Genomic DNA, 23,447 nt, shown 5'->3' with positions numbered 1-23,447 from the left:
TGTTTTCATTTTTAGCATTCTAAAAAGCTTGGCAGAGCTATATGCTGATAGCTTTGAGGGTGTAGAAGCTGAGCCAGTTTTAGTGCGCCCTCAACGAGACGAGGCGATGGACGACAGTACAACCATTCTTCCATTACGTGGACATGCTGTTTTTGAACTGCCTGAAGTTCGTTGGCATGTGGACGTTTCAATAAATGAGCTGGTTTAATGCGTGCAAAGGCAACACCGACCCATGCCATTAAAATATAATCAGGATTACGTCGTACGATTTCTTCCCAGTCTGTTTGGACATTTGCTAACTCAATATCGCGAAAAAGATTTTGTCCACCTGCAAGATTGCTAATTTCAGTTAACCAATTGACCTTTCCAGGCGTAAAAATAGGATTTGGCCACCATTCCCAATATAGTGTTGGTTTTTCTTGAATAGTTTGTGCAATCGTTTGAAGCTGTTCGATAAAGTGCAAATATTCCTCAGAAATCTTTTTAGCATGTTCCTCTACTCCACAAGCAACACCTAATGTTATGAGGTCCTGCGCAATTTCATTTAGCGAGTTGGCATTAAAGACGATGTGGGGAATGTTTCTTTCCTGTAATGCCTCTATATTTTTTTCCATGCCAGGTACACTTAACGAGGCAAGTACTAAGTCTGGCTTTAGTGCCTCTAGTGCATCCATATCAATCGATAAATCTGGGCCAAGCTTTGGCAATTCATGCACAGCTATAGGCCAATCTGAAAAATCATCAACACCTACAAGTTGATGGGTTAACCCTAGATAGGCAACAAGCTCAGTGTTGCTTGGGCAAATTGAGATTAATCGCATATGTTTCCCCCATATCTTTTTAAGAAAAGTATAGCTGTCACTAGACGCACATACAATAAGCGATTGCTTCTTGCTCAAAAAAAGACGTGCCTCATTGAGACACGCCATTTTTATTAATGTTTTAAGAAAGTGCAACAGCTTCAAGGGATTGTGCTGTTTTTTCTACAGGTCCCATTGCTGCTGTAATGATTTGTTTAATGTCCTCTAATGTAGCTTTACGAGGATTTGTTGCAGCACAAACGTCTTGCATTGCATTTTTTGCTAAAATTTCGATATCCTCATCCTTAGCACCTAATTCACGGAAGCCACTAGGAATATTTAAGTCTTTAGACAGTTTTTCAATGGCAGTAATTGCTTTTTCAGCAGCGTCACGTTTACTGATGCCTTCAATATTTTCTCCTAACAATTCAGCGATACGAGCAAAACGCTCTGTACGTGCTGTCAAGTTGAAGCGGCAAACGTGTGGCAGTAAAATCGCATTACATACGCCATGCGGTAAGTTATAGAAACCGCCTAATTGGTGAGCGATAGCATGTACATAGCCAAGTGAAGCGTTATTGAACGCCATACCTGCTAAAAATTGTGCATACACCATTTGCTCACGTGCTTCTAAATCAGCACCATTTGCGTATGCACGTGGTAAAAACTCAGGTACTAGCTGAAGTACTTTTTCTCCACATGCATCAGTAATAGGCGTTGCGTCTGTCGATACAAATGATTCGATGGCATGTGTTAATGCATCTAAACCAGTTGCAGCTGTTAGAGCTGGAGGTAAACCAATCATTAACTCTGGATCATTAATTGAAACTAGCGGTGTAACGTGCTTGTCAACAATCGCCATTTTAACTTTACGTTCAGTATCCGTGATGATTGTAAAACGTGTCATTTCACTCGCTGTACCAGCTGTTGTATTAATAGCGATTAATGGCACCAGTGGGTTTTCTGATTTGTCAACGCCTTCATAATCATGAATGCGCCCACCATTCGAAGCAATAAGTCCGATACCTTTTGCTGCATCATGTGCACTACCGCCTCCAAGAGATACGATTGAATCACAGTTTTCTGCATGATAGACAGCGATTCCATCTTCAACGTTTTGATCTGTTGGATTTGGTTCTGCTTTAGGGAAAATTGCAACATCAATTCCAGCTGCTGTTATGATGTTAGCAATTTGCTCTGAGAGACCTAATTTGTGTAAGCCCTCATCTGTTACGATCAATGTCTTCTTCACTTCTAAATCATTTAAACGTTTACCAACTTCTTGAATTGCTCCAGGTCCAAATAAGTTTGTTTTTGGCATTACAAATTGCTTTAGAACGTCTGACATATTTCCAACCCCTTTTAACAAATTATTATTGCTTGAATGATGGCTAACCACCTTCCGAAATCCATATTATTCTATTTTTTTTGAAAGTTCAAGACGAATTTTTATTAAAATTGTTAATTTTCTTCCTGTTATTATTTCACAAAAAAGTAACTACAAAGATGATATTAAAGAAGTTAATAAGGAGTAAGATGGTTGATTTGAATACATTTTAAGAAATACTATCGTATAAAAGTAAAATATATTTTTTGGAAATTCGTTCTATTTATAAGGCTAGTTGAATAGTAAATAACTGATATACAGTTGTTAATATAATAATAGTGTTTATGTTGTTTGAGAAGTGGAGAATTGCTATTTTAATGTACAGAAAAATTTACAATTAATTTAAATGTTAATTTTGTCAATTTAAGACGAAAGGATTTTTTCTGAAAAGATAATAGCTCTTGGTTTATAGAAGAGATGCAAGTGTAATGGCGTTAAATGCAAAGGTTTTCGCTACTTTAATAAGTTGAAGTGGGGGAGCAGTGCTTTATAGTAGTTATGCTAATGAGAGTAAGCAAGGAAGTTGCCGCACAATTGTACGGCGACAATAGGCGCTAATTAGTATGAAGAAGAGAAATGTTCAAGAGTACGAGTACTAGAACATAGAGGCTCTATAGAAACGTTAACTTTTTACAATTAAATACGATTAAATTCGATATCCATCTCTATTATGAAAACAATAGTTATTTTTATAAGTTTAAAGAAAATAATAGACTTTTTAAAAAATAATGTTTAGTCATGTATAGACTGGGAATATAAACAGTGAGCTAGTCAATAGCTTAAAAAATTATTTAGGAGGAATTATAATGGCTAACATGCAAAACAATCGCAACAGAAACAACAATGAAAACATGACTGTAGAAGAAGCGGGTCGTAAAGGCGGAGAAGCTACCTCCAAAAATCATGATCATGATTTTTATGAAGAAATAGGACGTAAAGGTGGAGAAGCACGCAGCAACCAGCGTAGTAGCAACTCCAATGAAAACCAAAATCAACGTAATAAAAATAACAATAACAACAACAATTAATTAATATGAAGTAAAAGGCTTAACCAAGCAAAGAGGCGTTTGTAGTTTATAACTACAAACGCCTTTTTAATGGAAAAATTCTCATTTTCTCTGATTTAACAGGATAAATATGTTGAATTTCCCCTAAATGTAGTATATATTTAATCCGCTTGTAATAAATTATCATTAGCTTGTTTTCAGAGGAAATGAGGAAAGCGTTAATAATGACAACATTGCATAAAGAAAAAGAACTATATGATGTAATTAATTCCGTTATGCAAACTGTAGGGATAACGGTGGCGATAAAACAAGATCATTCTGGTATTAATATGAGTTATAACTTTATTGGGGATTATATAGGATTTGATGCGAACAGATTAATAGAAGCAAGAAATGAGCTAATGTTACAACTTCCACTTGAGGTTTATGTAAAAACCATTACTTTACATGAACTAGGTCATGCTATTGACCGTGAAGCGCTACAAGCATCACTTCCAAGAACAATTGAAATTTTTAAAATGAAAAAACAGCATGCAAAAAAAGAAATTTATCGAAATGAACGTCTTTTATCTATGATAATTGAAGAGCACGAAATGAATATTCAATTTGAGGAAACTGCATGGGATAATGCACGGACCCTTAATAATACACTTCAGCTAATAGATAAAAACGACTTTGACTATATAAAGCAACATAGCCTAGCGACATATAATCATTTATATGAACAAGATTTACTTGCCTACCATAACCTTGTAAGCCAGCCTGTTTTACAGTTGGCTTAGTGTAAACGATCGTCAGCACTCTAAATTGTTTGAGTGCCTGGCACCTAAAGTCACTCATTTAAAAATAATGAGTGACTTTCTTTTATTCTTGACGTCTATGGATGATTAATCCTATATGTATGAATTTTAAAAAAGGACACCTGTCCGTGTATTATTTTAATCACCCAAATGTCTTAAAATTGCTCCCCAAAACGCTCCCCAAAACCAAAACAAAATAATCTTAAATAAACGAAAGCATTTATATACACAAAAACCCCGCAAACACTTGAATAAACAAGGTTGCGGGGTTTAAGAAACGAAAACAATCTAACGTTAAAAAATTAACGAGAGTAGTACTCTACGATGAATGCTTCGTTGATTTCAGCAGATAGTTCAGAACGTTCTGGAAGGCGAGTGAATGTACCTTCTTTTTTGTCTGCATCAAAAGTTAAGTAGTCAGGTACGAAGTTGTTTACTTCGATAGCTTCTGTTACTACAGCAAGGTTTTGAGATTTTTCACGAAGAGAAATCGTTTGACCTGGTTTAACGCTGAATGATGGAATATCAACGCGTTTGCCATCTACTAAGATATGACCGTGGTTTACTAATTGACGAGAACCACGACGAGTGCGAGCTAAACCTAAACGGTAAACTAAGTTGTCAAGGCGAGTTTCAAGAAGGATCATGAAGTTTTCACCGTGAACACCTTTCATTTTACCAGCGCGGTCAAATAGAGTACGGAATTGACGTTCAGTCATACCATACATATGACGAAGTTTTTGTTTTTCTTGAAGTTGTAAACCGTATTCTGATAATTTTTTACGTTGGTTCGGGCCGTGTTGACCTGGTGCGTAAGGGCGTTTTTCGATTTCTTTACCAGTACCGCTTAGTGAGATACCAAGACGACGTGATAATTTCCAAGATGGACCTGTATAACGAGACATATTGTTGTCTCCTCCTTTATATTTGGTTTTTTTGTTGTAAAACAAAAACCAGTAGTACCCATTCTTATACGTATTTTATTTTCATGTATTTTCGCCTATGCAGCCTTTAGGTTACATAATACACCATCAATTTGTATCTGAGAGACTTTGAGAAGTAATACTCAGTAAAATTGAGGAATAAAATACAGTAATAAGCTCATACCACTGCTGCGTTTATTTTACACAAACTTCATTGTAACTGCTTATAGCGTAGACGTCAATTATTAGTATTGCTTTTTTCAAAAAGGTCTATAGTAGGAATTTCCTTGAAAGTCATTTTACACTACTACGAAATGGTTAATGATACGGTATTAAATGTAAATTGTAAAAGTAAGGCAGAATTAAATAGTCAAAATGACACAAATTATGTATAATACATTATAAGTTAATAGTAATTGATTTGTACGTTATATAGAAAAGGTGATTTCATGACAGACCATTTACAAACGCTGAAATATATAAAATCTGATGTTTTGAGCATTTGGGTGAGTTCGAATGGAGGACTAATTAGTTTTAATGAGTATTTTTATTCATTTAAACAGTGTCTAAAGAAGCACTTGAAAATTGAAAATGCGGCATTTCTTAGCTTTGAAGGTAATAGTTTAATACCTGTGGAAGAATTAGCTAATTTGACGATTGAAACAAAACTAAATGCTGTGTCATGGCTAATGATAGAAGCCAGCTTTTACCAACAGAAAGTGGTGAAGCTTCCTTATATATTAAAAGAAAAACCAGCCTATAATATGATGACAGATATGGTGCTTTTCCAGGCGGAGGGCAAAGATCCTATTGGTGTGTTGCTTGTAGAAGCCACTGATACTTGGACGGACTTTATGACTTCGGATTATGGTGAAGAGTGTGTAGAAACGCTTACGAAAGTTTTACAACTACTGATTGAAAACCTAGAAGTAAAATTGAATGAAGACCAATATAGAAAACTTTATAATATGACGGACTTATTTCATTCAACAATGGATATTGATTTGATTTTAGAAAACGTTTTAAAAAATATTCGAGATAATTTCCCGGAATTTAATGTGGAGCTTATTTTATCCAACGATCAAGATCGCCATACGACAATCGATATAAAGCTTTTTGATTACTTATCGGAAAGACCTGCTACAATTGAAGCCTTTGTATCAGGTGAGTTGACAACTGAACTAGCTGGAGACTTAAATTGTCGCTTATTAAACGCTCCTATAAAAGGGAGACAAGCCATTTATGGGATTTTACAAGTTAATGCACCAACCACATACCTTTTTTCAGCAACTGAAAAAGATTTTGTGCGCATGCTCGCACAAGCATCTGGCAATGCACTAGAAAATGCCAAATTATATCATCAATCGCATCGCCTCGTAAGTGACTTACAACTTATCAATGAAACATCGCATCGATTAAATATGCGAATTGATATTAATGAAATGTTACTTTTCCTACAAAAACAATTAATGAAGTCTTTCCAACCAATGGAAGTTTGTTTCGCTTTTAAAGATAATGCTACCTATGTAGTGAAAGATGCTAGTACATCCTTATTTAAATCAGACGAAGGCAAGACTTATATAAATCATGTTGAACAACATTTTGAGCATACAAATGATCCACTGTTTATTGCCGATTTTAGCAGGTTAACCCCAAATCAAATAGAATATCGTTCAATTATGGCGATTCCTATCTTAATGGAGGAAAAAATTAATGGCTTTAGTATCGTATTACACAAAGAGCCGTATTTCTTTTCATTTGATAGTTTTAAGCTAATGCAATCGTTAATCCATCATTCTTCATTAGCAATAGCAAACTCTATTTTACGAAATCAGCTACAAGAAATGGTTGATCGAGATCATTTAACAAAATTATATGCACGTAGTTATTTAGACCAATTTGTAGAAAAATCACTGAAAACAGATCAATCAGGAATGTTCTTACTGATTGATATTGATAATTTTAAACGCATCAATGATACCTATGGTCATCAAATAGGTGATAAAATTCTCGTGCAGATTGCCGTGCAATTAGAGGAAACAATAGGTGCCAGTGGAATTTGTGCTCGCTGGGGTGGAGAGGAAATGTCGGTGTATGTGCCTAATGTTGATGAGCAAGAAGCTATCGAGCTAGCATCAACAATAGTAGAAGTAATTCCGAATGCAACAGATCCTCAAGTAACAATTTCAGCAGGTCTTATTACATGGGATCAATTCTATAGACCAGCCTTTCAATCTGTTTTCCTACATGCTGACACAGCTTTATATGAAGCGAAAAACAATGGGAAAAATAGATTCTGTATTCATGATCGAACGTTACAAACAAATGCATAAACTATGTTTTACAATAAATTTGCCCCGAAATGATATATTTATAATCCATTTCAGGGCATTTTTTAGTGGCTACTTGTGGGTCTTTTAAATATGAAGCAACAATGTTTTTACAAAATGTTCTAAGCCGATTTGATCATCAGCAGAAAAGCGATTTTTGATAGGACTATCAATATCAAGCACGCCAATTACCTTGTCTTGTTGAATTAGAGGAATGACAATTTCAGATTGAGAGGCAGCATCGCATGCAATATGCCCTGGAAATGCGTGAACATCATCTACGACAAGCGTTTCTTTTGTTGACACAGCTGAACCACAAACGCCACGCCCAACTGGAATTCTCACGCATGCAGGTAAGCCTTGGAATGGTCCTAATACTAGCTCTTCCTCTTGTAATATGTAAAAGCCAACCCAGTTAATGTCAGGGAGGAATTGATTAAGCAATGCAGACGCGTTGCTTAAATTAGCAATACGATCTGTTTCTCCAGTGAGTAGTGCATCTAATTGCTTTGCTAATGTATTGTATTGATCGACGATGGATCCTTCATAATTAATTTGTGTAAACATAATAGCACCTCGTTTAAAAGTTATATAATTGGAAATAAAGTTTTATAATGCTGATGTAGATCAACAGCGGTATGCGCATCAGAACCGAAAACGACAGGTAATCCGATCGTTTTACTATAATCGATAAAGGCAAATGGTGGATATGGCTCTTGACAGTATGTTTTACTTAAACCAGCACTATTTAAATCTAACTCATATCCTTTTTGCTGCATAGTAGTTAATACTTCCTGAATGCGGACGGTATCATCAATTTTCGTATTATGGGCTAGTTGAAACTTATGAACAAGTGTTGGATGTCCGATGCGCTTCGGTTTGTATTGACCTAAATCTGCATCTATAGATTGTAGGACAGTATCATAATATAAGTGATAAACTTGTTCAATAGAACCTACCTTTTTAGCAAAAGCTATAAAACTATCAGCAGAAAAATCAATACATTCATATGTGTTTTGCCATTGTAAAAAATGCACTGATAAAATAGAGTCATCTAAAAAATGCCCATATGTATTAAGGAATTTACGCGTTTCTTGCTCAAAGCCTTGAATATAGTCTATCTCTAAACCGATACGAATGCGAATATCTTGTGCGTATTGCTTTTGGAGCTGCTGTAAGTCCTCGAAATACGGCATTAAAAAATCTGGTTGCATTCCACTATCCTGTTCGGGTGTTGGATCGTTAAAATTAGAGGGCAATGGTGCATGTTCTGTAAATGTAATATCCGTAAAGTTTTCAGCAATAGCTTTTTCAATATATTGTGTAAATGAATCAGATGTCCCATGTGGGCAATAGGGGCTATGGATATGGCCGTCTCTTTTCATACATATTACACTCCTTTATCTAGTAAAATGATAATTACATATTTAAGCTCTATGTTCAATGACATAGGCGGAACTGTCAATATGTAGGTCGTGAATACACTTTTCTGAAAATCACTCAAATTTTAGTACAAAAGGCGAAAACATAGTATATAATGTATACAACTAGCCAATTCGTTTATTGTAGAATAGGAGGCTTACGATGGAGTATATCATCATTCCAATTATCCTACTATTAATTTTAGCCATAGTAGGATTAATGATGCGAAGAAAACATACAACAATCATTTCACAACTTGAAAATGAAAAATTACAAATACAAAACAATCCCATAAATGAGGAAATTTCCAAAGTTAAATCTTTAAACATGAATGGTGAAACAGAGGAAATGTTTGAACGGTGGCGTAATAGTTGGGATGAAGTCATCGATGTACATATGACAAAAATTGATTCGCTTCTATTCGACGCTGAAGATCAAATCAATCGTCTTCGTTTTAAAAAAGCAACGTTGATAGAACGTGAAATAGAAGATTATATTCTTAAGTGTGAAAAAGATAAAGATAAAATCTTAGAAGAACTTAATGAATTAATTGGCAGCGAAGAAAAAAACCGTATTGAAATTGAACAGCTTAAAGAATATTATCGATCAGCACGTAAAACATTGCTTGCGCATCAACACTCATTTGGTGTAGCTTTACCAGCACTTGAACAAAAATTAGAAGTGTTTATTCAAAAATTTGAGGAATTTGATGTACTCACAAGCGAAGGGAATTATTTGCAGGCGCGTGAAATTGTCATTAGCTTGAATCAAGAATCACAGCAGACATTTGAATACATCAATGATGTTCCAACTATTTTGACGGAACTACAAGTAAAGTTACCAGGTGCGGTTCAAGAATTGCGCAATGGTCAACGTGAAATGGAAGAACAATCATACTACTTGCATCATTTAGAGCTAACAGACGCGTTGGACAAACTGGAAGTTGAATTTGCTACGTTAAAAGGTGAACTTGCGGAGCTGAATTTAACAGCTGTTAAACCTCGTGTTGCTGAAATAAATGAAGAAATTGACCGTTTCTATGATTTACTTGAAAAAGAAGTAATTGCTAAAAATTATGTAGACCAAAATTGTGAGCGATTATTAGGATCCATTACTAACGTTATTAGCTCTACTCGATTAGTTAGTGATGAAGCAACATTTGTTCAGCAAAGTTACCATTTGAATGAAAAAGATGCTGAAATTCCAAAAGCTGCTTTAAAACAATTAGAAGCACTTCAACGCCGCTATGATTTATTGGCAATGCGTGTTTCAGAGGAAAAATCGGCTTATTCAAGTTTACAAGAGGAATTAATTGAAATTAGCGAAGAGCTAGAGCGTATCCACGAAGAGCAAGGGCATTTATCAAATACAATGAAAAAGCTTCGCATTGATGAAAATAAAGCTCGTACACAAGTGGAAAACTTGAAAAAAACACTACAAGAAACAGATCGCCTGTTAAATAAGGCAAATATTCCTGGTATTCCAGAAGAGATGGATGCTCGTTTAGATGAGGCTGCTGAACATATTTATATTGTCATGCAAAGTCTACAAGAAGTTCCGCTCAACATGGGAACAATCCATAATAACTTGAATGCAGCAACTCTTTGTGTTGAGGATGTGCATTCGAAGGCCCATGAATTGATTGAGAATGTCATGCTTATCGAACGTATCATTCAATATGGCAATCGTCACCGTGCAACGAATCCAAAATTAAATGCTCGTTTAAAAGAAGCGGAACAAGCATTCCATCAATACCGTTATGCGAAAGCTTTAGAAGAAGCTGGGACTGCAGTAGAGGAAATGGAGCCAGGTGCATTAAAGCGTATAGAAGCAATAGTTGCAGAAGAGACGCTAACAAAGTCTTAAGTAGTTCGAAGTGAATAAAAGAAAATAAACTAAAGAAACAGCTACCTAAAAAGTGACGTAATGAACTTTTTAGGTAGCTATTTTATTTATTGCTACTAACGTTAGCAATGGTCAAAAAAAGTAAATTTATTCGTGCTATTCTATGGTCAAAATAAATTATATAGGTCATCAAAAAGGGACGATAAATGACTAAATCAGAATAATTAGTAGTCAATCGCCACAGATTGCGTTATGATAAATACCGTTAAATCAACGTTTTGAAAGTGTGTGAAAAATAATGAAAGTTAATACAATTTATCTTGATAATAGTGCTACAACAAAGCCTTATAAAGAAGTAATGCAGACGTTTATGGCAGTGAATGAACAGTATTATGCGAACCCTGCATCGATTCATGCCATGGGTGTAGAATCAAATGAATTATTAATGCGTGCGCGTGAGCAAGTAGCAGATATTTTGAAGACTGAAGCAAAAAATGTGCTATTTACTTCAGGTGGTACCGAATCAAATAACACAGCAATTATTGGTTTAGCACGTGGCAACACACATAAGGGTAAACATATTTTAACTACGGAAATAGAGCATCCTTCTGTGTTAGAATCAGTCAAACAGCTTGAAAAAGAAGGCTTTGAAATAGAGTATTTACATGTAAATGCACAAGGTGTAATTTCATTAGATGAGCTAAAGGCAAAAATACGCAAAGATACGATTTTAGTTAGTATGATGCATGTGAATAATGAAATGGGAGCTATTCAACCTATATTTGAAGCTGCTACAATCGTCCATGCAGAAAGTCGAGCGGCATTCCATATCGATGCAGTACAAAGCTTCGGAAAATTACCTTTAACATTTAACGGTGAGGAAGGTCCTGATTGTATTACAATCTCTGGACATAAAATTCATGGATTTAAAGGCTCGGGTGTCTTAGCATTCAGAAAAAAAATGCAATGGCAGCCATATGCTTTAGGCGGAGGACAAGAATTTGGTTTACGTAGTGGCACAGTTGCTGTTCCGCAAGCAGTAGCACTGTCGAAAGCAGCTCGTATTGCAGTAGAAACAATGAATGAACGCGCGGAAAAATACCGTAAATGGCAGCAGCAAATCCGTGCTGAGCTAGGGCAATTTGGTGACGTTGTCCATATTTTATCTACCCCAGAGAGTGCAGCTCATATTTTATCATTTAGTATTCGTGATTTAAAAGGTGAGGTAATTATAAATGCCTTACAAAAATATGGTGTCATTGTATCTACATCAAGTGCTTGTTCGTCAAAGCAAACAAAAACGAGCCATGTTGTAGAAGCATTAAATATTGATGAACATTTTAAAAAAGGTGTTATTCGTGTGAGTTTTGGCGCACATGTAACATCTGAAGACATAGCACAATTTATACTAGCTATCAAAAAAGTATTGATGGAACTAAAAGGAGAACTTTTATTATGATTTGGAAAGAAATATTAATTCGTTATGGCGAACTATCGACAAAAGGACGCAACAAAATGGATTTTATCCGTCGTTTACGTGAGAATATTCGCTATGCGTTTGCAGATTTAGGGCATTTACACATTCGTACAGAACGTGATCGTATGTTTATCGCCATTCAAGATGAGGCACAAATGAATGTTTTAGTAGAAGGATTACCGAAAATTTTTGGGATTCAATCATTTAGTCCTGTTGCTGCTTGTGACAAAGATATGGATGCCATGAAACAGCTTGCAATTACGATTATGGATACATTTAAACATGAACAATTAACTTTTAAAGTTGAAGTTAAACGTACAGATAAAACATTCCCATTAGATTCTCACGGAATTCAGCGTGAAATTGGCGCTCATGTTTTACCTCAATATCAAAATTTATCTGTAAAAGTGAAACATCCAGATGTAGAGCTACGCGTGGAAGTGCGCCACGATTCAACTTATATGATGGCGCAAGTTATTCCTGGCGCAGGTGGTATGCCTGTTGGTTCTAACGGAAAATCATTATTAATGCTTTCAGGTGGGATTGATAGTCCTGTTGCAGGCTACTTAATGATGAAACGTGGTGTGCGTTTAGAGGCAATTCATTTCTTTAGCCCACCATATACAAGTCAAAATTCATTAGAAAAAGTAAAAGTGTTAGCAAATGAGCTAACAAAATTCGGCGCAAGTATTCGATTACATGTTATTCCGTTTACAGAAATCCAAGTGCTTATTAAAGAAAAAGTGCCATCTAATGTGTCTATGACTACAACACGTCGTATGATGTTAAAAGTTGCAGATAAAGTACGTGAAGAAATTAACGCACTTGCCATAGTAACAGGTGAAAGTCTTGGACAAGTAGCAAGTCAGACGCTTGAAAGTTTGACTGCTATTAACGCTGTAACGAATACACCGATTTTACGTCCGCTTATATCGAATGATAAATTAGACATTATTGAAATTGCGGAGAAAATCGGCACATATGAAACGTCGATTCAGCCATTTGAAGATTGCTGTACAATTTTCACACCTGCTAGTCCGAAAACGAAACCAAAGCTTGAAAAAGTAGAGCATTATGAAAGCTTTTCTGATTTCGATGACCTAATTGAACGTGCTGTGACCAACCGTGAAGTTTACATTTTCCCGAAAAAAGAGCAGTCAACAGATAAATTTGCAGATCTTTTATAAAAAAATTACGGGCGTAACAAATAAATTTATCGTTGTTTTGCATTTATTTAAAAACGCCATTTAATAAGAAGGAAACCGTCTCAAAATCGTATTTGGGACGGTTCTTTTTTTAATTTTCTAGTCAATTTCCTTTAGAGTTACATTTTACCTTTATTTTTTTTGTATTAAAAAACAAATATCGCACATTCTATAATCACAAGGAGGTGAGACAGACATGACAAACAACAATGGTAGTTCAAACAAGCTTGCAGTACCTGGTGTACAACAAGCACTTGATCAAATGAAATACGAAATTGCACAAGAATTTGGTGTTCAATTAGGAGCTGATGCTTCAGCTCGTGCTAACGGTTCCGTTGGTGGTGAAATCACTAAACGTCTTGTACAAATGGCAGAATCTCAATTAAAAGGTATGCCAAAAAACCAATAATTGCAGAATAAGCAATTATTAAACTTAAAACCAGTGACCGTAAAAGGCACTGGTTTTAGTTTGTTTAAATTTAGTTTTTTTATGCCAGACGATTACATGCATACATATAACAAAGCTATAAATACAATGATTTGAAAGTTGAAGCGGTTTTTTGAATGTCATTACTTTCGCAAATAGCAGAAATAACAGCGACACCATCTGCACCTGCTTTAATAACAGCAGATGCATTCAGGCAGTCAATACCACCAATTGCGACAATCGGCAACAGCGGATTCATGCTATGTGCTTGATGTAAAAATTCTGTTCCACAAGGTGGTTTGGCATCGTTTTTAGATGTGGTTGCATAAATAGGACCAATACCTATATAATCTGCTCCATATTTTAAAGCAACTTGCAATTCAGTAGCTGTATGGACAGAAACACCAAGGATCATTTGTCCAATTTTTTGTCGTACTAGTGAGACGGGATAATCATCTTGACCTATGTGAATACCATCTGCATTAAGCTTAAGGGCAAGGTCGATATCATCATTGACGATAAAGGGAACGTTATATTTCCTGCATAGATTTTGGCATTGACGTGCAAAATGCTCGTAGTGCTCATTCGTCAATGCATGTTGTCCTTTTTCACGAAATTGAAACATCGTAATACCTGCTTGCAATGCTGCCTCAAGTATTTCTAAAGGTTGTCTATTTTTCACATTCGCTGTGCCCATTATAAAATAAAGCTGTAAGTCACTCCTTTTCATGTATGGTCACCTCGCAAGTATCATGAAATTTTTTGTAAGCAAAATGATTTGTTGGTCCATTGCCATTTCCAATCGATAAATCATGGCTAATAGCTAATTGAATAAATTTTTTCGCTTCAATAATTGCTTGTTTTAAAGGTTTTTTTTGACCAATAAAAGCGGTTAATGCAGCAGAAAATGTACATCCCGTTCCATGCGTGTTTTTCGTTGCAATTCGAGTAGATTGCATTGAAAATGATTCGCCATCTTCAAAAAATACATAATCTGTTGCAAAATGATCGTCATGTAAATGTCCGCCTTTGATAATGACACATTGAACACCTAATTTTAATAATGATTGAGCAGCTTGCTGAATGTCTGATAAATTGTTTATTTTTCTAGCAGTAAGTGTCTCTGCTTCTGGAATATTAGGCGTTACGATTGTAGCAAGAGGTAATAAATCTTTTTTTAATGCCTCAACTGCTTCTTGTTGTAATAAGTTTTCTCCTCCTTTTGCAATCATTACAGGATCAACGATAAGCGGAATATTTAAATTAGACAGAGCTCGTGCAATTGTATGAATAATATCTGAAGAAAAAAGCATTCCTGTTTTTATTGCACTAATTGAAAAATCATCCAGTAGTGAATGAAGTTGTTTATTTACAAAAGCATGTTCAATTGGAAGTACACCGTTCACTCCTAATGTGTTTTGTGCTGTTAAAGCAGTTATAACGGATGTCCCGAATACGTCTAATTCCTGAAATGTTTTTAAATCAGCTTGGATACCAGCTCCACCACCGCTATCTGAGCCGGCTATTGTTGTTACAATATGCATTATTTTTCACCGTCCTTGGATAAACGGTGTAATTCATTTAAGACCGAAACTGCAAAATCACCGTTATATGGCGCGGATGAAGCGGCATGTTCAGCAACTTTTTTATAGCACGTTAATGTATTGCACAACTGAGAAAATGGCTCATTACCTGCAATATAAGCTGCACAGCAAATGGCACTTAACAAACAACCAGTTCCTGTAACTTCTGTCATTCGAGCATGTCCACCAATAATCCATTGGGAGTGCTCTCCGTCAGTTATAAAATCTTTTTCACCAGTTACAATAACAATACAATTATATTTTTTAGAAATTTCTTTTGCTTTATCTTTAACAGAAATTGAACCGCTACCACTATCTACTCCTTTTTGTTGCCAATGAACATCAGCAATAGCGGCAAGCTCACCGATATTACAACGAATAACAGCAAAATGAACGGCTTCTAATAATTGCTGTATCGCTTGTTTACGTAAATTTGTTGCTCCAACACCAACTGGGTCCAAAATAATCGGTACACCTAGCGCATTTGCCTTTTTTCCAGCAAGTAACATCGATTCTTTTGTACGGGTAGTAAGCGTGCCAATATTAATCAATAAGGCTGATGCAATCGATACCATCTCCTCAACTTCCAGAGATTCATCTGCCATTACAGGCGAAGCACCAATTGCTAATAAGCCGTTTGCTTGAAAATTTGCCACAACATAATTTGTAATACAATGAATGAGTGGTCGTTTTTTACGAATAGTTTGAAAAATCATCGTAGTCCTCCTTTTTTTGGACGGACGTAAGCATGCAAAAAAGCTCTTTTTTTCGTGCGAAATATACACGTAAAAAGAGCTTATCATCAATAATAAGATGTGTGTTGCTCCCTACGTCAGTATTAACTAACAGGTTCAAAGGGTCAGGTTTTACCTTCTCAACTCGTTATGAGTCCCCCCGCAATCATGAAGTTTTTAGTTGTCCAAAATGTAACATACCTATCCACAGTATTCAATAGCATTTTATCATTATCTGGAAAGCAGTGACTGATGCCATATAATAAACCATGATAATTGTCATGACTTTCTTAAAATAAGGTTCATCCATTGAAAATAATAAAAAATGAGTTTTATAATAAACCTAGCAATAAGGAGGCAGTTATTATGAAAAGACAGGATTTAATCGCACCAGAATGGTATAACATTGTTGAGGAGATTGAGAAATATGCTCAGGACCCAACTAAAAATGCATTAATTGTTTATAATAATCATGAAGAAATTCAACATATTACATATGCAACTTTACTTGAAAAAGCAAATCAGGCGGCCCATGTATTTACTTCGCAGGGACTAACAAAAGGCGATGTGCTTTTAGTTATGGTTCCAAGATCTGTCGAGGCATATATCGTCTACATAGCGGCATTAAAAGCGGGCTTAACGATTATCCCTAGTTCGGAAATGTTGCGTACAAAGGATATTGAATACCGAATTACACATGCAAATGCAAAAGGAATAATTGCCTACGAGCCATATATTGAGCAATTTGACGAAGTGAAAAACTTAAAGGGTATTTTGCAATATGTTATTGGTCATGCTCATACACCATGGCAACCGTTGCTTGAAAAAATGGAGGAGCATCCTACAGACTATACGAATCCTACACCGACAAAAAGTACTGACAATGCTTTTTTAGCCTATACAAGTGGAACAACTGGCAATCCTAAGGCGGCTGTTCATACACATAGCTGGGGTTACGCTCATTTACGGACAACGGCACCGAATTGGTTAGGTGTTCAAGAAAATGATATAGTATGGGCTACTGCGGCGCCCGGTTGGCAAAAATGGATTTGGAGTCCATTCCTAGCAACTTTAGGAAGTGGTGCTACGGCATTTGTTTATAAAGGCAAATTTGATGCGTCAACTTATTTGTCATTGCTTGAAAAATTTAAAGTAAATGTATTATGTTGTACACCGACAGAGTATCGTTTTATGGCAGCACTCAATAATTTACAGGACTATAATTTAAGCGAGATTCGCCAAGCTGTATCAGCGGGTGAACCACTGAATAGTGAAGTAGTAAAAGTGTTCTCAGAAACGTTTGATATACAGGTTCGAGATGGTTACGGGCAAACGGAAAATACATTACTTGTTGGGACAATGGTTGGCATGGAAGCGCGCGTCGGCTCAATGGGTAAACCGACACCAGGAAATACAGTAGAAATAATCGATGACCTAGGACATCCTGTGTCGGAAGGTGTTGTTGGGGATATAGCAGTGCATCGAGAAACACCTGCACTCTTTAAAAAATATTTCCAAGATCCTGAACGAACAAACCTACAATTCCGCGGAGAATGGTATATAACAGGTGACCGTGCATATAAAGATGCTGATGGCTATTTTTGGTTTGAGGGCCGCGGAGATGATGTCATTATTTCTTCAGGCTATACAATAGGACCATTTGAAGTAGAAGATGCATTAATGAAACATCCTACAGTAAAGGAAGCGGCTGTTGTTGCTAGTCCAGATGAAGTAAGAGGAAATATTGTTAAGGCATTTATAGTCCTTCGTGAAAATGAGACTGGGGATGATACACTTATTAAAAAGTTACAAAACCATGTGAAATTATTGACTGCACCTTATAAATATCCACGTGCGATTGAATTTGTAGAAGTGTTACCGAAGACTGCCTCTGGTAAAATCCGTCGTGTCGAATTACGACAACAAGAAAAAGCGCATTACACACATCAATAAATATTTCCTAGGAAATAAAGTCGGAAAATCAAAGTTCATGTTTTTTTATGAACTTTTGATTTTTTGTTGTAGCCCCATTTATTTATAGTAAAATAATAAACAACAGAACATTTTTACATAAAAATTACTTAAAAGTGAAACGTTTTGGACATTTAGACGTATAACGTGATGAGGAGGCGTTTGTATGAATGTGAAAAGGTGGATAGCTTTGGCTATTGCAGCTGTGTTGTTAGTATTTTCATTAGGGATTAATACGATTTTTGCCATATTTAAATCAGACTTTTTTAGTAATTTTGACAGCATTGTCGCTGGAAATAATTTAGATGTTTATGAAACGGTTATTGAGGGTGAAGATTATAGTAAGCGTATTGCCTATTTAAAAGTTGATGGAACGATTCAAGATGTTGGATCGAACACATTATGGCAAACCGTTGCTTATGATCACCAGTTTTTCTTAAATCAGTTGGACAATATTTTATATGATGATTCAGTACAAGGTATTGTTCTTAGTGTTAATTCACCAGGTGGTGGTGTAAAGGAATCGGCAGAAATTTATAAAAAACTGTTGCAAATTAAAGAGGAACGTCAAATTCCAATTTATGTGTCAATGGATTCGATGGCAGCATCAGGTGGCTACTACATTTCAGCACCAGCAGATAAAATTTATGCACACCGTGATACGATAACAGGTTCAATTGGTGTCATTATGCAATCTATTAATTATCAGGAACTTGCAGAAAAAGTTGGCGTGAAATTTGAGACGTTTAAATCTGGGCAACATAAAGACATGCTGAGTCCAACGCGTGAAATTACAGCAGAAGAACGCGCTATGATGCAAGATATGATTAACGAATCATATGAAGAGTTCGTTGATATTGTTGAACAAGGACGTAATATGTCTGAAGCTGACGTGAAAAAAGTGGCAGATGGTCGAATTCTTGGTGGAACAAAGGCACTTGAAGCAGGCTTAATCGATGAAATTGGCGACGAGCAAGCAGCTATTGCAGCTTTACGTCAAGATTACGGTTTAGAGGATGCAGTTTTGTTTGAATACAGCTATGATCAAGGTGGCCTACCGTCATTAATTGGTATGAAAGTAAGCTCTCTTTTTGGTCCATCGGCTGAAGAAAAAATGCTAACGAAAATTATGACAGAATACAAAGCACCTAAAATGATGTACTTATATGGTGAATACTAAGGAGGGCATACCATGACAAACAATGAATTCGTTTTGCAAGGGACACCCTCAATTGAACAAGAACTGTTAGATAAGCCAACGACACCAATAGTGACTACAAATTACGAATTGAAGACAGCAGGATTTTGGGTGCGCTTTTGGGCATTTGTCTTAGATGGATTAATTATTTCAGCAGTTGGTGGCATCGTTGCCAATCCGATATTTTACTTAATGGACTGGTCATTATCGGATTCGGTCTGGTATGCACCTATCTCAATTATTTCAGCTATTCTCTATTATTGTTACTTTGTACTAATGACGAAATTTTTTGGGCAAACGTTAGGGAAAATGGCTTTCGGGCTACGTGTTATCTCGCTAGAGCATGACAAACTTACATGGTCAGATGTGCTGTTCAGAGAATGGATTGGTCGTTTAATTAGTAACATAATTATGCCACTTTATATTTTTGTGGCGATTTTACCTGACAACCAAGGCATACATGATTATTTTGCAGATACGACGGTTGTCCATGAAAAAGTATACGTAGCGAAAGAAACAGCACAATTAGCGACACCAACTCAGGAAAAATTAAAAGAGCCTGAACAGATAGTGGAGAAGATTGAAGAAGAATAATAATGGGCCCACCTTCAACATATGAGGTGGCCCTTCTTTTTTGGACTGTTGTCGAGCAATATTAGGTGGCAAATGACAGGCATTCACAAAGATTAGCCTATAATAAGCTGTCCTAGTTGCAATTAATTCCCTACATTTAGTAAGATTATGTACATATGATGATTAGGAGGCGTTTTCATGGCACAAATTACATTTAAAAAAGGTCCAGTAACACTAATAGGTAACGAAGTAAAGGTTGGAGACCAAGCACCGGATTTCACAGTTTTAGCAAATGATTTATCTCCTGTTTCTTTAACGGATTCAGAAGGTAAAATTCGTTTATTTAGTGTTGTTCCGTCATTAGATACAGGCGTATGTGATGCACAAACACGTCGTTTTAATGAAGAAGCTGCAATTTTAGGAGATAACGTAGTTATTTATACAGTATCTGTTGACCTACCATTTGCTCAAAAACGTTGGTGTGGGGCTGCAGGAATTGATGCAGTTCAAACAGTTTCAGATCATCGCGATCTTTCTTTCGGTGAAGCATATGGTGTATATATTAAAGAATTACGTCTTCTAGCACGTGCAGTATTTGTGGTAGATGCAGCTGGAAAAGTGACTTATGTCGAGTATGTACCTGAGGCTACAGATCATCCAAACTATGAAGCAGCAATTGCAGCAGTTAAAGCACTAGCATAATTTGCTTCTTTTAGGCTAAGATAATACTAGACAAAAGGGCTGTGACAGAGTTTGTCACGGCTCTTTTCTGCGTGAAAGGAAGTTATGTATGGAAAAGATTGAAAAACTATTTGGGATGCTAAATGAGCATGCAGAAAAAATAGAAAAAGAGCAGGATACGACTTTATTAGAGGGTGTACTTGATGGACTAGAGGCTTGGCTTGATGGGGATGTAGATTTCTCACAGCAAGGTGCAACGAAAGAAGACGTGCGCAAGTCCATTCAAATTGCTATTTTAAAAGGAATGCGAAAAGGTTCCCAGCCAAATCATCAAATGACGCCAGATACTCTTGGTCTATTAGTTGGCTATTTCGTAGAACAAATTTTTGCGGATCGATTAGCAAAAGAAAAACTGACAATGTTGGACCCAGCAGTTGGCACTGGTAACTTACTGTTAACTGTTATGAATTTACTCGATGGAAAAGTAGAGGCATCTGGTGTGGAGGTTGATGAGTTACTTATCCGATTAGCCGCAGCAACAGCAGATTTAACAGAGCAGCCAGTTTCTTTATATCGACAAGATGCTTTGCAAGACCTATTAGTAGATCCTGTAGATGCCATTGTTTGTGATTTACCAGTCGGTTACTATCCGAATGAGGAAGTGGCGTTAGATTATGAGCTTTGTGCATCTGAGGGCATGAGCTATGCACATCATTTATTTATTGAGCAGTCTGTCAATTATACGAAGGATGGGGGATATTTATTTTTCCTAGCTCCGACGCATCTCTTTGAATCCGAACAGTCTAAGCAACTGCATAAGTACATTCAAAAGCATGCTTGGATTCAAGCAATAATTCAATTGCCAGATACGATGTTTGCTAATAAATCACTTGAAAAAAGTATTGTGATTTTACAAAAACAAGGGGAAGCTTTTAAAGCTCCGAAAGAAGTATTGTTGGCGAAAGTACCAAATATGCAAAATAAACAAGCTCTTGCGATGTTCTTTGAAAAAGTGAAAATGTGGCAAGAAGGAAAATAATAAAAAAGGTATCCATATTTGGATACCTTTTTATGTATTGCTTATTAAGCTTCTGGTGTACGGATAACAAGTACGTCACAATTAGCTGAACGTACGATTGCTTCTGAAACTGAACCGATTAGGAAGCGTTCTACTGCATTTAAACCAGTAGCTCCACAAATAATTAAATCTGCATCTACGATTTTAGAAAGCTCTTTTGTAATAATATTTTTAGGAGATCCATACTCAATTATTAGGTTTACGTTTGCTAAGCCTTCATCTTCAGCTTGTTTTTTGTAACCATTTAATAATTCTTCTGAGAAAGCTTGTGCACGTTCTGCAATTGAACGGTCATATGCTTCGATAGCAGCGAATGAACGTGTATCAATTACGTTTACTAGGTTTAATACAGCACCTTCGTTACGTTTAGCAACATCGATTGACTTACGAAAAGCGTACTCCGCTTCTTTAGAACCGTCTACTGCAACTACAATGCTTTTATAATGATTAGCCATTTGTATTACCTCCCTATTTGTATAATGTAATTATACCAAATCATTTTCTAAAGGAAATACTTTCCGGAGAAAATTTGTGAATAAGTAAAGGCGTTTACTATGAAATACCTCGTTTCAACTGATTAGTAGTAATATTTAGTATTTTAAAAATGTTACGAATTTAATTAGTATTTGCTTTAATTAAAGCATTTTTTTCACTTGTTTGGTAAGATGGAAGTGCAAGGGGGTCATCATCTACGAGGAATCGTATTTTGGTGAGATATTGCTTAGTTCATAGGTTATGAAAGGGGATTGGAAATATGAAGATTGGTATTCCAAAAGAAATTAAAAACAACGAAAATCGCGTAGCAATGACACCAGCAGGGGTTGTCTCGTTAACGCATGCTGGCCACGAAGTGTATATTGAAGCAGGAGCTGGTATTGGTTCAAGCTTTACAGATGCAGATTACGCGGCAGCGGGTGCACATATTGTTGCATCAGCAAAGGAAGCATGGGCTCAAGAAATGATTTTAAAAGTAAAAGAACCCGTAGCATCGGAATACGATTACTTTTATGAAGGACAAATCTTATTTACCTATTTACATTTAGCGCCGGAGCGTGAACTAACGCAGGCATTAATAGATAAAAAAGTTGTAGGTATTGCCTATGAAACAGTACAACTTGCAAATGGCTCTTTACCTTTATTAACGCCGATGAGTGAAGTTGCAGGTAAAATGGCAACTCAAATTGGTGCACAATATTTAGAGAAAAATCATGGTGGTAAAGGTATTTTATTAGGTGGAGTATCTGGAGTACAACGCGGAAAAGTAACAGTTATTGGTGGCGGAATTGCTGGCACAAATGCTGCGAAAATCGCTGTTGGTATGGGAGCGGATGTAACGGTTATTGATTTAAGTCCGGAACGTCTACGTCAATTAGAAGACATGTTTGGTCGCGATGTACAAACGTTAATTTCTAACCCTTATAATATTGCAGAATCAGTGAAAAGCTCAGATTTAGTTGTAGGGGCTGTTCTAATTCCTGGTGCTAAAGCACCGAAGCTAGTATCGGAAGAAATGATTCAATCGATGCAACCAGGCTCTGTTGTCGTGGATATCGCCATTGACCAAGGTGGGATTTTTGCGTCATCTGATCGCGTGACAACACACGACGATCCAACATATATTAAGCATGGAGTTGTACATTACGCTGTTGCCAATATGCCAGGTGCTGTACCACGTACGTCAACGATTGCTTTAACAAATAATACAATTCCATATGCGCTACAAATAGCAAACAAAGGCTATAAGCAAGCATGTATAGACAATCCTGCATTGAAAAAGGGTGTTAATGCATTAGATGGGCATATTACTTATAAAGCAGTAGCAGAAGCTCAAGATTTGCCATATGTGAATGTTGATGAATTAATAAAATAAAATACTAAAATAAATATAGAAAAATTTTGCGGTTCATTACCGTTACGTACGGATGATATAAAAAGTGTTAGATTGACGGCAGTCAATCTAACACTTTTTTGCTATGCTGTTGATGTCCGCTACGGCGGGTATACTG

Annotated in this window: 21 protein-coding genes, 1 pseudogene and 1 riboswitch; of the genes and pseudogenes, 13 read left to right on the top strand and 9 right to left on the bottom strand. The window is 36.3% G+C overall.

The window, feature by feature from the left end; translation table 11 throughout:
* Nucleotides 1–11 precede the first annotated feature (11 nt).
* Both ACIP9G_RS16345 and ACIP9G_RS16340 read right to left on the bottom strand, forming a co-directional pair.
* Entirely contained in the window at nucleotides 12–821 is an 810-nt protein-coding gene (locus ACIP9G_RS16345) for a cobalamin-binding protein (RefSeq protein ID WP_401020734.1), read from the bottom strand.
* 121 nt (nucleotides 822–942) lie between these two features.
* Nucleotides 943–2,148 carry an iron-containing alcohol dehydrogenase gene (locus tag ACIP9G_RS16340; RefSeq protein WP_401020731.1) on the bottom strand — a complete coding sequence of 402 codons (1,206 nt, stop codon included), beginning with the start codon at nucleotides 2,146–2,148 and terminating at the stop codon, nucleotides 943–945.
* Between the two features lie 890 nt (nucleotides 2,149–3,038).
* Between ACIP9G_RS16340 and ACIP9G_RS16335 the strand changes: the two are divergent.
* Nucleotides 3,039–3,144: pseudogene (locus ACIP9G_RS16335) on the top strand (KGG domain-containing protein); the annotation flags it as partial.
* A gap of 274 nt (nucleotides 3,145–3,418) precedes the next feature.
* Nucleotides 3,419–3,976, top strand: coding sequence for an integrase (locus ACIP9G_RS16330; RefSeq protein ID WP_401020728.1), 558 nt, complete (start codon nucleotides 3,419–3,421; stop codon nucleotides 3,974–3,976).
* Between the two features lie 320 nt (nucleotides 3,977–4,296).
* Here ACIP9G_RS16330 and rpsD read toward each other — a convergent pair whose 3' ends face one another.
* Entirely contained in the window at nucleotides 4,297–4,899 is a 603-nt protein-coding gene (rpsD, locus tag ACIP9G_RS16325; RefSeq protein ID WP_173477557.1) for a 30S ribosomal protein S4, read from the bottom strand.
* 467 nt (nucleotides 4,900–5,366) lie between these two features.
* Here rpsD and ACIP9G_RS16320 point away from each other — a divergent pair, with 467 nt between their 5' ends.
* The gene (locus ACIP9G_RS16320) at nucleotides 5,367–7,250 is read left to right on the top strand and encodes a sensor domain-containing diguanylate cyclase (RefSeq protein ID WP_340823036.1); all 1,884 of its coding nucleotides are present in this window, start codon (nucleotides 5,367–5,369) and stop codon (nucleotides 7,248–7,250) included.
* 84 nt (nucleotides 7,251–7,334) lie between these two features.
* Here ACIP9G_RS16320 and ACIP9G_RS16315 read toward each other — a convergent pair whose 3' ends face one another.
* Entirely contained in the window at nucleotides 7,335–7,814 is a 480-nt protein-coding gene (locus tag ACIP9G_RS16315) for a GAF domain-containing protein (protein ID WP_401020724.1), read from the bottom strand.
* A 20-nt stretch (nucleotides 7,815–7,834) separates the two neighbouring features.
* Nucleotides 7,835–8,632: a histidinol-phosphatase HisJ gene (gene hisJ, locus ACIP9G_RS16310; RefSeq protein ID WP_401020722.1), complete on the bottom strand. Its 798-nt coding sequence runs from the start codon at nucleotides 8,630–8,632 to the stop codon at nucleotides 7,835–7,837.
* A 199-nt stretch (nucleotides 8,633–8,831) separates the two neighbouring features.
* Here hisJ and ezrA point away from each other — a divergent pair, with 199 nt between their 5' ends.
* From ezrA to ACIP9G_RS16290, 4 genes are all read left to right on the top strand, one after another.
* A complete protein-coding gene (ezrA, locus tag ACIP9G_RS16305) occupies nucleotides 8,832–10,535 on the top strand; it encodes a septation ring formation regulator EzrA (RefSeq protein ID WP_340823040.1) in 1,704 nt (567 codons plus the stop codon).
* Between the two features lie 277 nt (nucleotides 10,536–10,812).
* On the top strand, nucleotides 10,813–11,973 hold the full coding sequence (locus ACIP9G_RS16300; protein WP_401020719.1) for a cysteine desulfurase family protein: 1,161 nt from the start codon (nucleotides 10,813–10,815) through the stop codon (nucleotides 11,971–11,973).
* Nucleotides 11,970–13,178 carry a tRNA uracil 4-sulfurtransferase ThiI gene (gene thiI / locus ACIP9G_RS16295; protein WP_401020716.1) on the top strand — a complete coding sequence of 403 codons (1,209 nt, stop codon included), beginning with the start codon at nucleotides 11,970–11,972 and terminating at the stop codon, nucleotides 13,176–13,178. The genes ACIP9G_RS16300 and thiI overlap by 4 nt, the downstream gene beginning before the upstream one ends.
* A 214-nt stretch (nucleotides 13,179–13,392) precedes the next feature.
* Nucleotides 13,393–13,605: an alpha/beta-type small acid-soluble spore protein gene (locus ACIP9G_RS16290; protein ID WP_173477551.1), complete on the top strand. Its 213-nt coding sequence runs from the start codon at nucleotides 13,393–13,395 to the stop codon at nucleotides 13,603–13,605.
* Between the two features lie 115 nt (nucleotides 13,606–13,720).
* On the opposite strand, the gene thiE is transcribed toward ACIP9G_RS16290, so the two are convergent.
* Genes thiE through thiM form a run of 3 tightly spaced genes read right to left on the bottom strand, consistent with a single transcriptional unit; the run spans nucleotide 13,721 to nucleotide 15,922 of the window.
* Nucleotides 13,721–14,353, bottom strand: coding sequence for a thiamine phosphate synthase (thiE, locus tag ACIP9G_RS16285; RefSeq protein WP_401020713.1), 633 nt, complete (start codon nucleotides 14,351–14,353; stop codon nucleotides 13,721–13,723).
* Entirely contained in the window at nucleotides 14,340–15,167 is an 828-nt protein-coding gene (gene thiD / locus ACIP9G_RS16280) for a bifunctional hydroxymethylpyrimidine kinase/phosphomethylpyrimidine kinase (protein WP_401020710.1), read from the bottom strand. Before thiD ends, thiE begins: the two co-directional genes overlap by 14 nt.
* Entirely contained in the window at nucleotides 15,167–15,922 is a 756-nt protein-coding gene (thiM, locus tag ACIP9G_RS16275) for a hydroxyethylthiazole kinase (protein WP_401020707.1), read from the bottom strand. Before thiM ends, thiD begins: the two co-directional genes overlap by 1 nt.
* Before the next feature lie 91 nt (nucleotides 15,923–16,013).
* Nucleotides 16,014–16,112: riboswitch (TPP riboswitch) on the bottom strand.
* Nucleotides 16,113–16,306: 194 nt separating this feature from the next.
* On the opposite strand from thiM, the gene mbcS reads away from it, so the two are divergent.
* The 5 genes from mbcS to ACIP9G_RS16250 all read left to right on the top strand — a co-directional run bounded on the left by mbcS (nucleotide 16,307) and on the right by ACIP9G_RS16250 (nucleotide 21,402).
* Complete coding sequence (gene mbcS, locus ACIP9G_RS16270) at nucleotides 16,307–17,893, top strand: acyl-CoA synthetase MbcS (RefSeq protein ID WP_340823050.1); 1,587 nt, start codon at nucleotides 16,307–16,309, stop codon at nucleotides 17,891–17,893.
* Between the two features lie 184 nt (nucleotides 17,894–18,077).
* Complete coding sequence (gene sppA, locus ACIP9G_RS16265) at nucleotides 18,078–19,091, top strand: signal peptide peptidase SppA (RefSeq protein ID WP_401020704.1); 1,014 nt, start codon at nucleotides 18,078–18,080, stop codon at nucleotides 19,089–19,091.
* A gap of 12 nt (nucleotides 19,092–19,103) precedes the next feature.
* On the top strand, nucleotides 19,104–19,703 hold the full coding sequence (locus tag ACIP9G_RS16260) for an RDD family protein (protein ID WP_340823053.1): 600 nt from the start codon (nucleotides 19,104–19,106) through the stop codon (nucleotides 19,701–19,703).
* Nucleotides 19,704–19,880: 177 nt separating this feature from the next.
* Nucleotides 19,881–20,384, top strand: coding sequence for a thiol peroxidase (gene tpx, locus ACIP9G_RS16255; RefSeq protein WP_340823054.1), 504 nt, complete (start codon nucleotides 19,881–19,883; stop codon nucleotides 20,382–20,384).
* Between the two features lie 88 nt (nucleotides 20,385–20,472).
* Complete coding sequence (locus tag ACIP9G_RS16250) at nucleotides 20,473–21,402, top strand: class I SAM-dependent methyltransferase (protein WP_340823055.1); 930 nt, start codon at nucleotides 20,473–20,475, stop codon at nucleotides 21,400–21,402.
* A gap of 44 nt (nucleotides 21,403–21,446) precedes the next feature.
* On the opposite strand, the gene ACIP9G_RS16245 is transcribed toward ACIP9G_RS16250, so the two are convergent.
* The gene (locus tag ACIP9G_RS16245; protein ID WP_139860572.1) at nucleotides 21,447–21,896 is read right to left on the bottom strand and encodes a universal stress protein; all 450 of its coding nucleotides are present in this window, start codon (nucleotides 21,894–21,896) and stop codon (nucleotides 21,447–21,449) included.
* A 299-nt stretch (nucleotides 21,897–22,195) separates the two neighbouring features.
* On the opposite strand from ACIP9G_RS16245, the gene ald reads away from it, so the two are divergent.
* On the top strand, nucleotides 22,196–23,311 hold the full coding sequence (gene ald / locus ACIP9G_RS16240; RefSeq protein ID WP_340823056.1) for an alanine dehydrogenase: 1,116 nt from the start codon (nucleotides 22,196–22,198) through the stop codon (nucleotides 23,309–23,311).
* Nucleotides 23,312–23,447: the final 136 nt, after the last annotated feature.

It is taken from the genome of Lysinibacillus sp. NPDC093197, assembly GCF_044754025.1.
Classification (GTDB): domain Bacteria; phylum Bacillota; class Bacilli; order Bacillales_A; family Planococcaceae; genus Lysinibacillus.
This window is presented reverse-complemented; position numbering and strand designations above follow the sequence as displayed.

Coding starts and splice junctions, on each gene's coding strand:
- ACIP9G_RS16345 (WP_401020734.1), bottom strand. CDS start 821: ATGCGATTAATCTCAATTTGCCCAAGCAACACTGAGCTTGTTGCCTAT.
- ACIP9G_RS16340 (WP_401020731.1), bottom strand. CDS start 2,148: ATGTCAGACGTTCTAAAGCAATTTGTAATGCCAAAAACAAACTTATTT.
- ACIP9G_RS16330 (WP_401020728.1), top strand. CDS start 3,419: ATGACAACATTGCATAAAGAAAAAGAACTATATGATGTAATTAATTCC.
- rpsD (WP_173477557.1), bottom strand. CDS start 4,899: ATGTCTCGTTATACAGGTCCATCTTGGAAATTATCACGTCGTCTTGGT.
- ACIP9G_RS16320 (WP_340823036.1), top strand. CDS start 5,367: ATGACAGACCATTTACAAACGCTGAAATATATAAAATCTGATGTTTTG.
- ACIP9G_RS16315 (WP_401020724.1), bottom strand. CDS start 7,814: ATGTTTACACAAATTAATTATGAAGGATCCATCGTCGATCAATACAAT.
- hisJ (WP_401020722.1), bottom strand. CDS start 8,632: ATGAAAAGAGACGGCCATATCCATAGCCCCTATTGCCCACATGGGACA.
- ezrA (WP_340823040.1), top strand. CDS start 8,832: ATGGAGTATATCATCATTCCAATTATCCTACTATTAATTTTAGCCATA.
- ACIP9G_RS16300 (WP_401020719.1), top strand. CDS start 10,813: ATGAAAGTTAATACAATTTATCTTGATAATAGTGCTACAACAAAGCCT.
- thiI (WP_401020716.1), top strand. CDS start 11,970: ATGATTTGGAAAGAAATATTAATTCGTTATGGCGAACTATCGACAAAA.
- ACIP9G_RS16290 (WP_173477551.1), top strand. CDS start 13,393: ATGACAAACAACAATGGTAGTTCAAACAAGCTTGCAGTACCTGGTGTA.
- thiE (WP_401020713.1), bottom strand. CDS start 14,353: ATGAAAAGGAGTGACTTACAGCTTTATTTTATAATGGGCACAGCGAAT.
- thiD (WP_401020710.1), bottom strand. CDS start 15,167: ATGCATATTGTAACAACAATAGCCGGCTCAGATAGCGGTGGTGGAGCT.
- thiM (WP_401020707.1), bottom strand. CDS start 15,922: ATGATTTTTCAAACTATTCGTAAAAAACGACCACTCATTCATTGTATT.
- mbcS (WP_340823050.1), top strand. CDS start 16,307: ATGAAAAGACAGGATTTAATCGCACCAGAATGGTATAACATTGTTGAG.
- sppA (WP_401020704.1), top strand. CDS start 18,078: ATGAATGTGAAAAGGTGGATAGCTTTGGCTATTGCAGCTGTGTTGTTA.
- ACIP9G_RS16260 (WP_340823053.1), top strand. CDS start 19,104: ATGACAAACAATGAATTCGTTTTGCAAGGGACACCCTCAATTGAACAA.
- tpx (WP_340823054.1), top strand. CDS start 19,881: ATGGCACAAATTACATTTAAAAAAGGTCCAGTAACACTAATAGGTAAC.
- ACIP9G_RS16250 (WP_340823055.1), top strand. CDS start 20,473: ATGGAAAAGATTGAAAAACTATTTGGGATGCTAAATGAGCATGCAGAA.
- ACIP9G_RS16245 (WP_139860572.1), bottom strand. CDS start 21,896: ATGGCTAATCATTATAAAAGCATTGTAGTTGCAGTAGACGGTTCTAAA.
- ald (WP_340823056.1), top strand. CDS start 22,196: ATGAAGATTGGTATTCCAAAAGAAATTAAAAACAACGAAAATCGCGTA.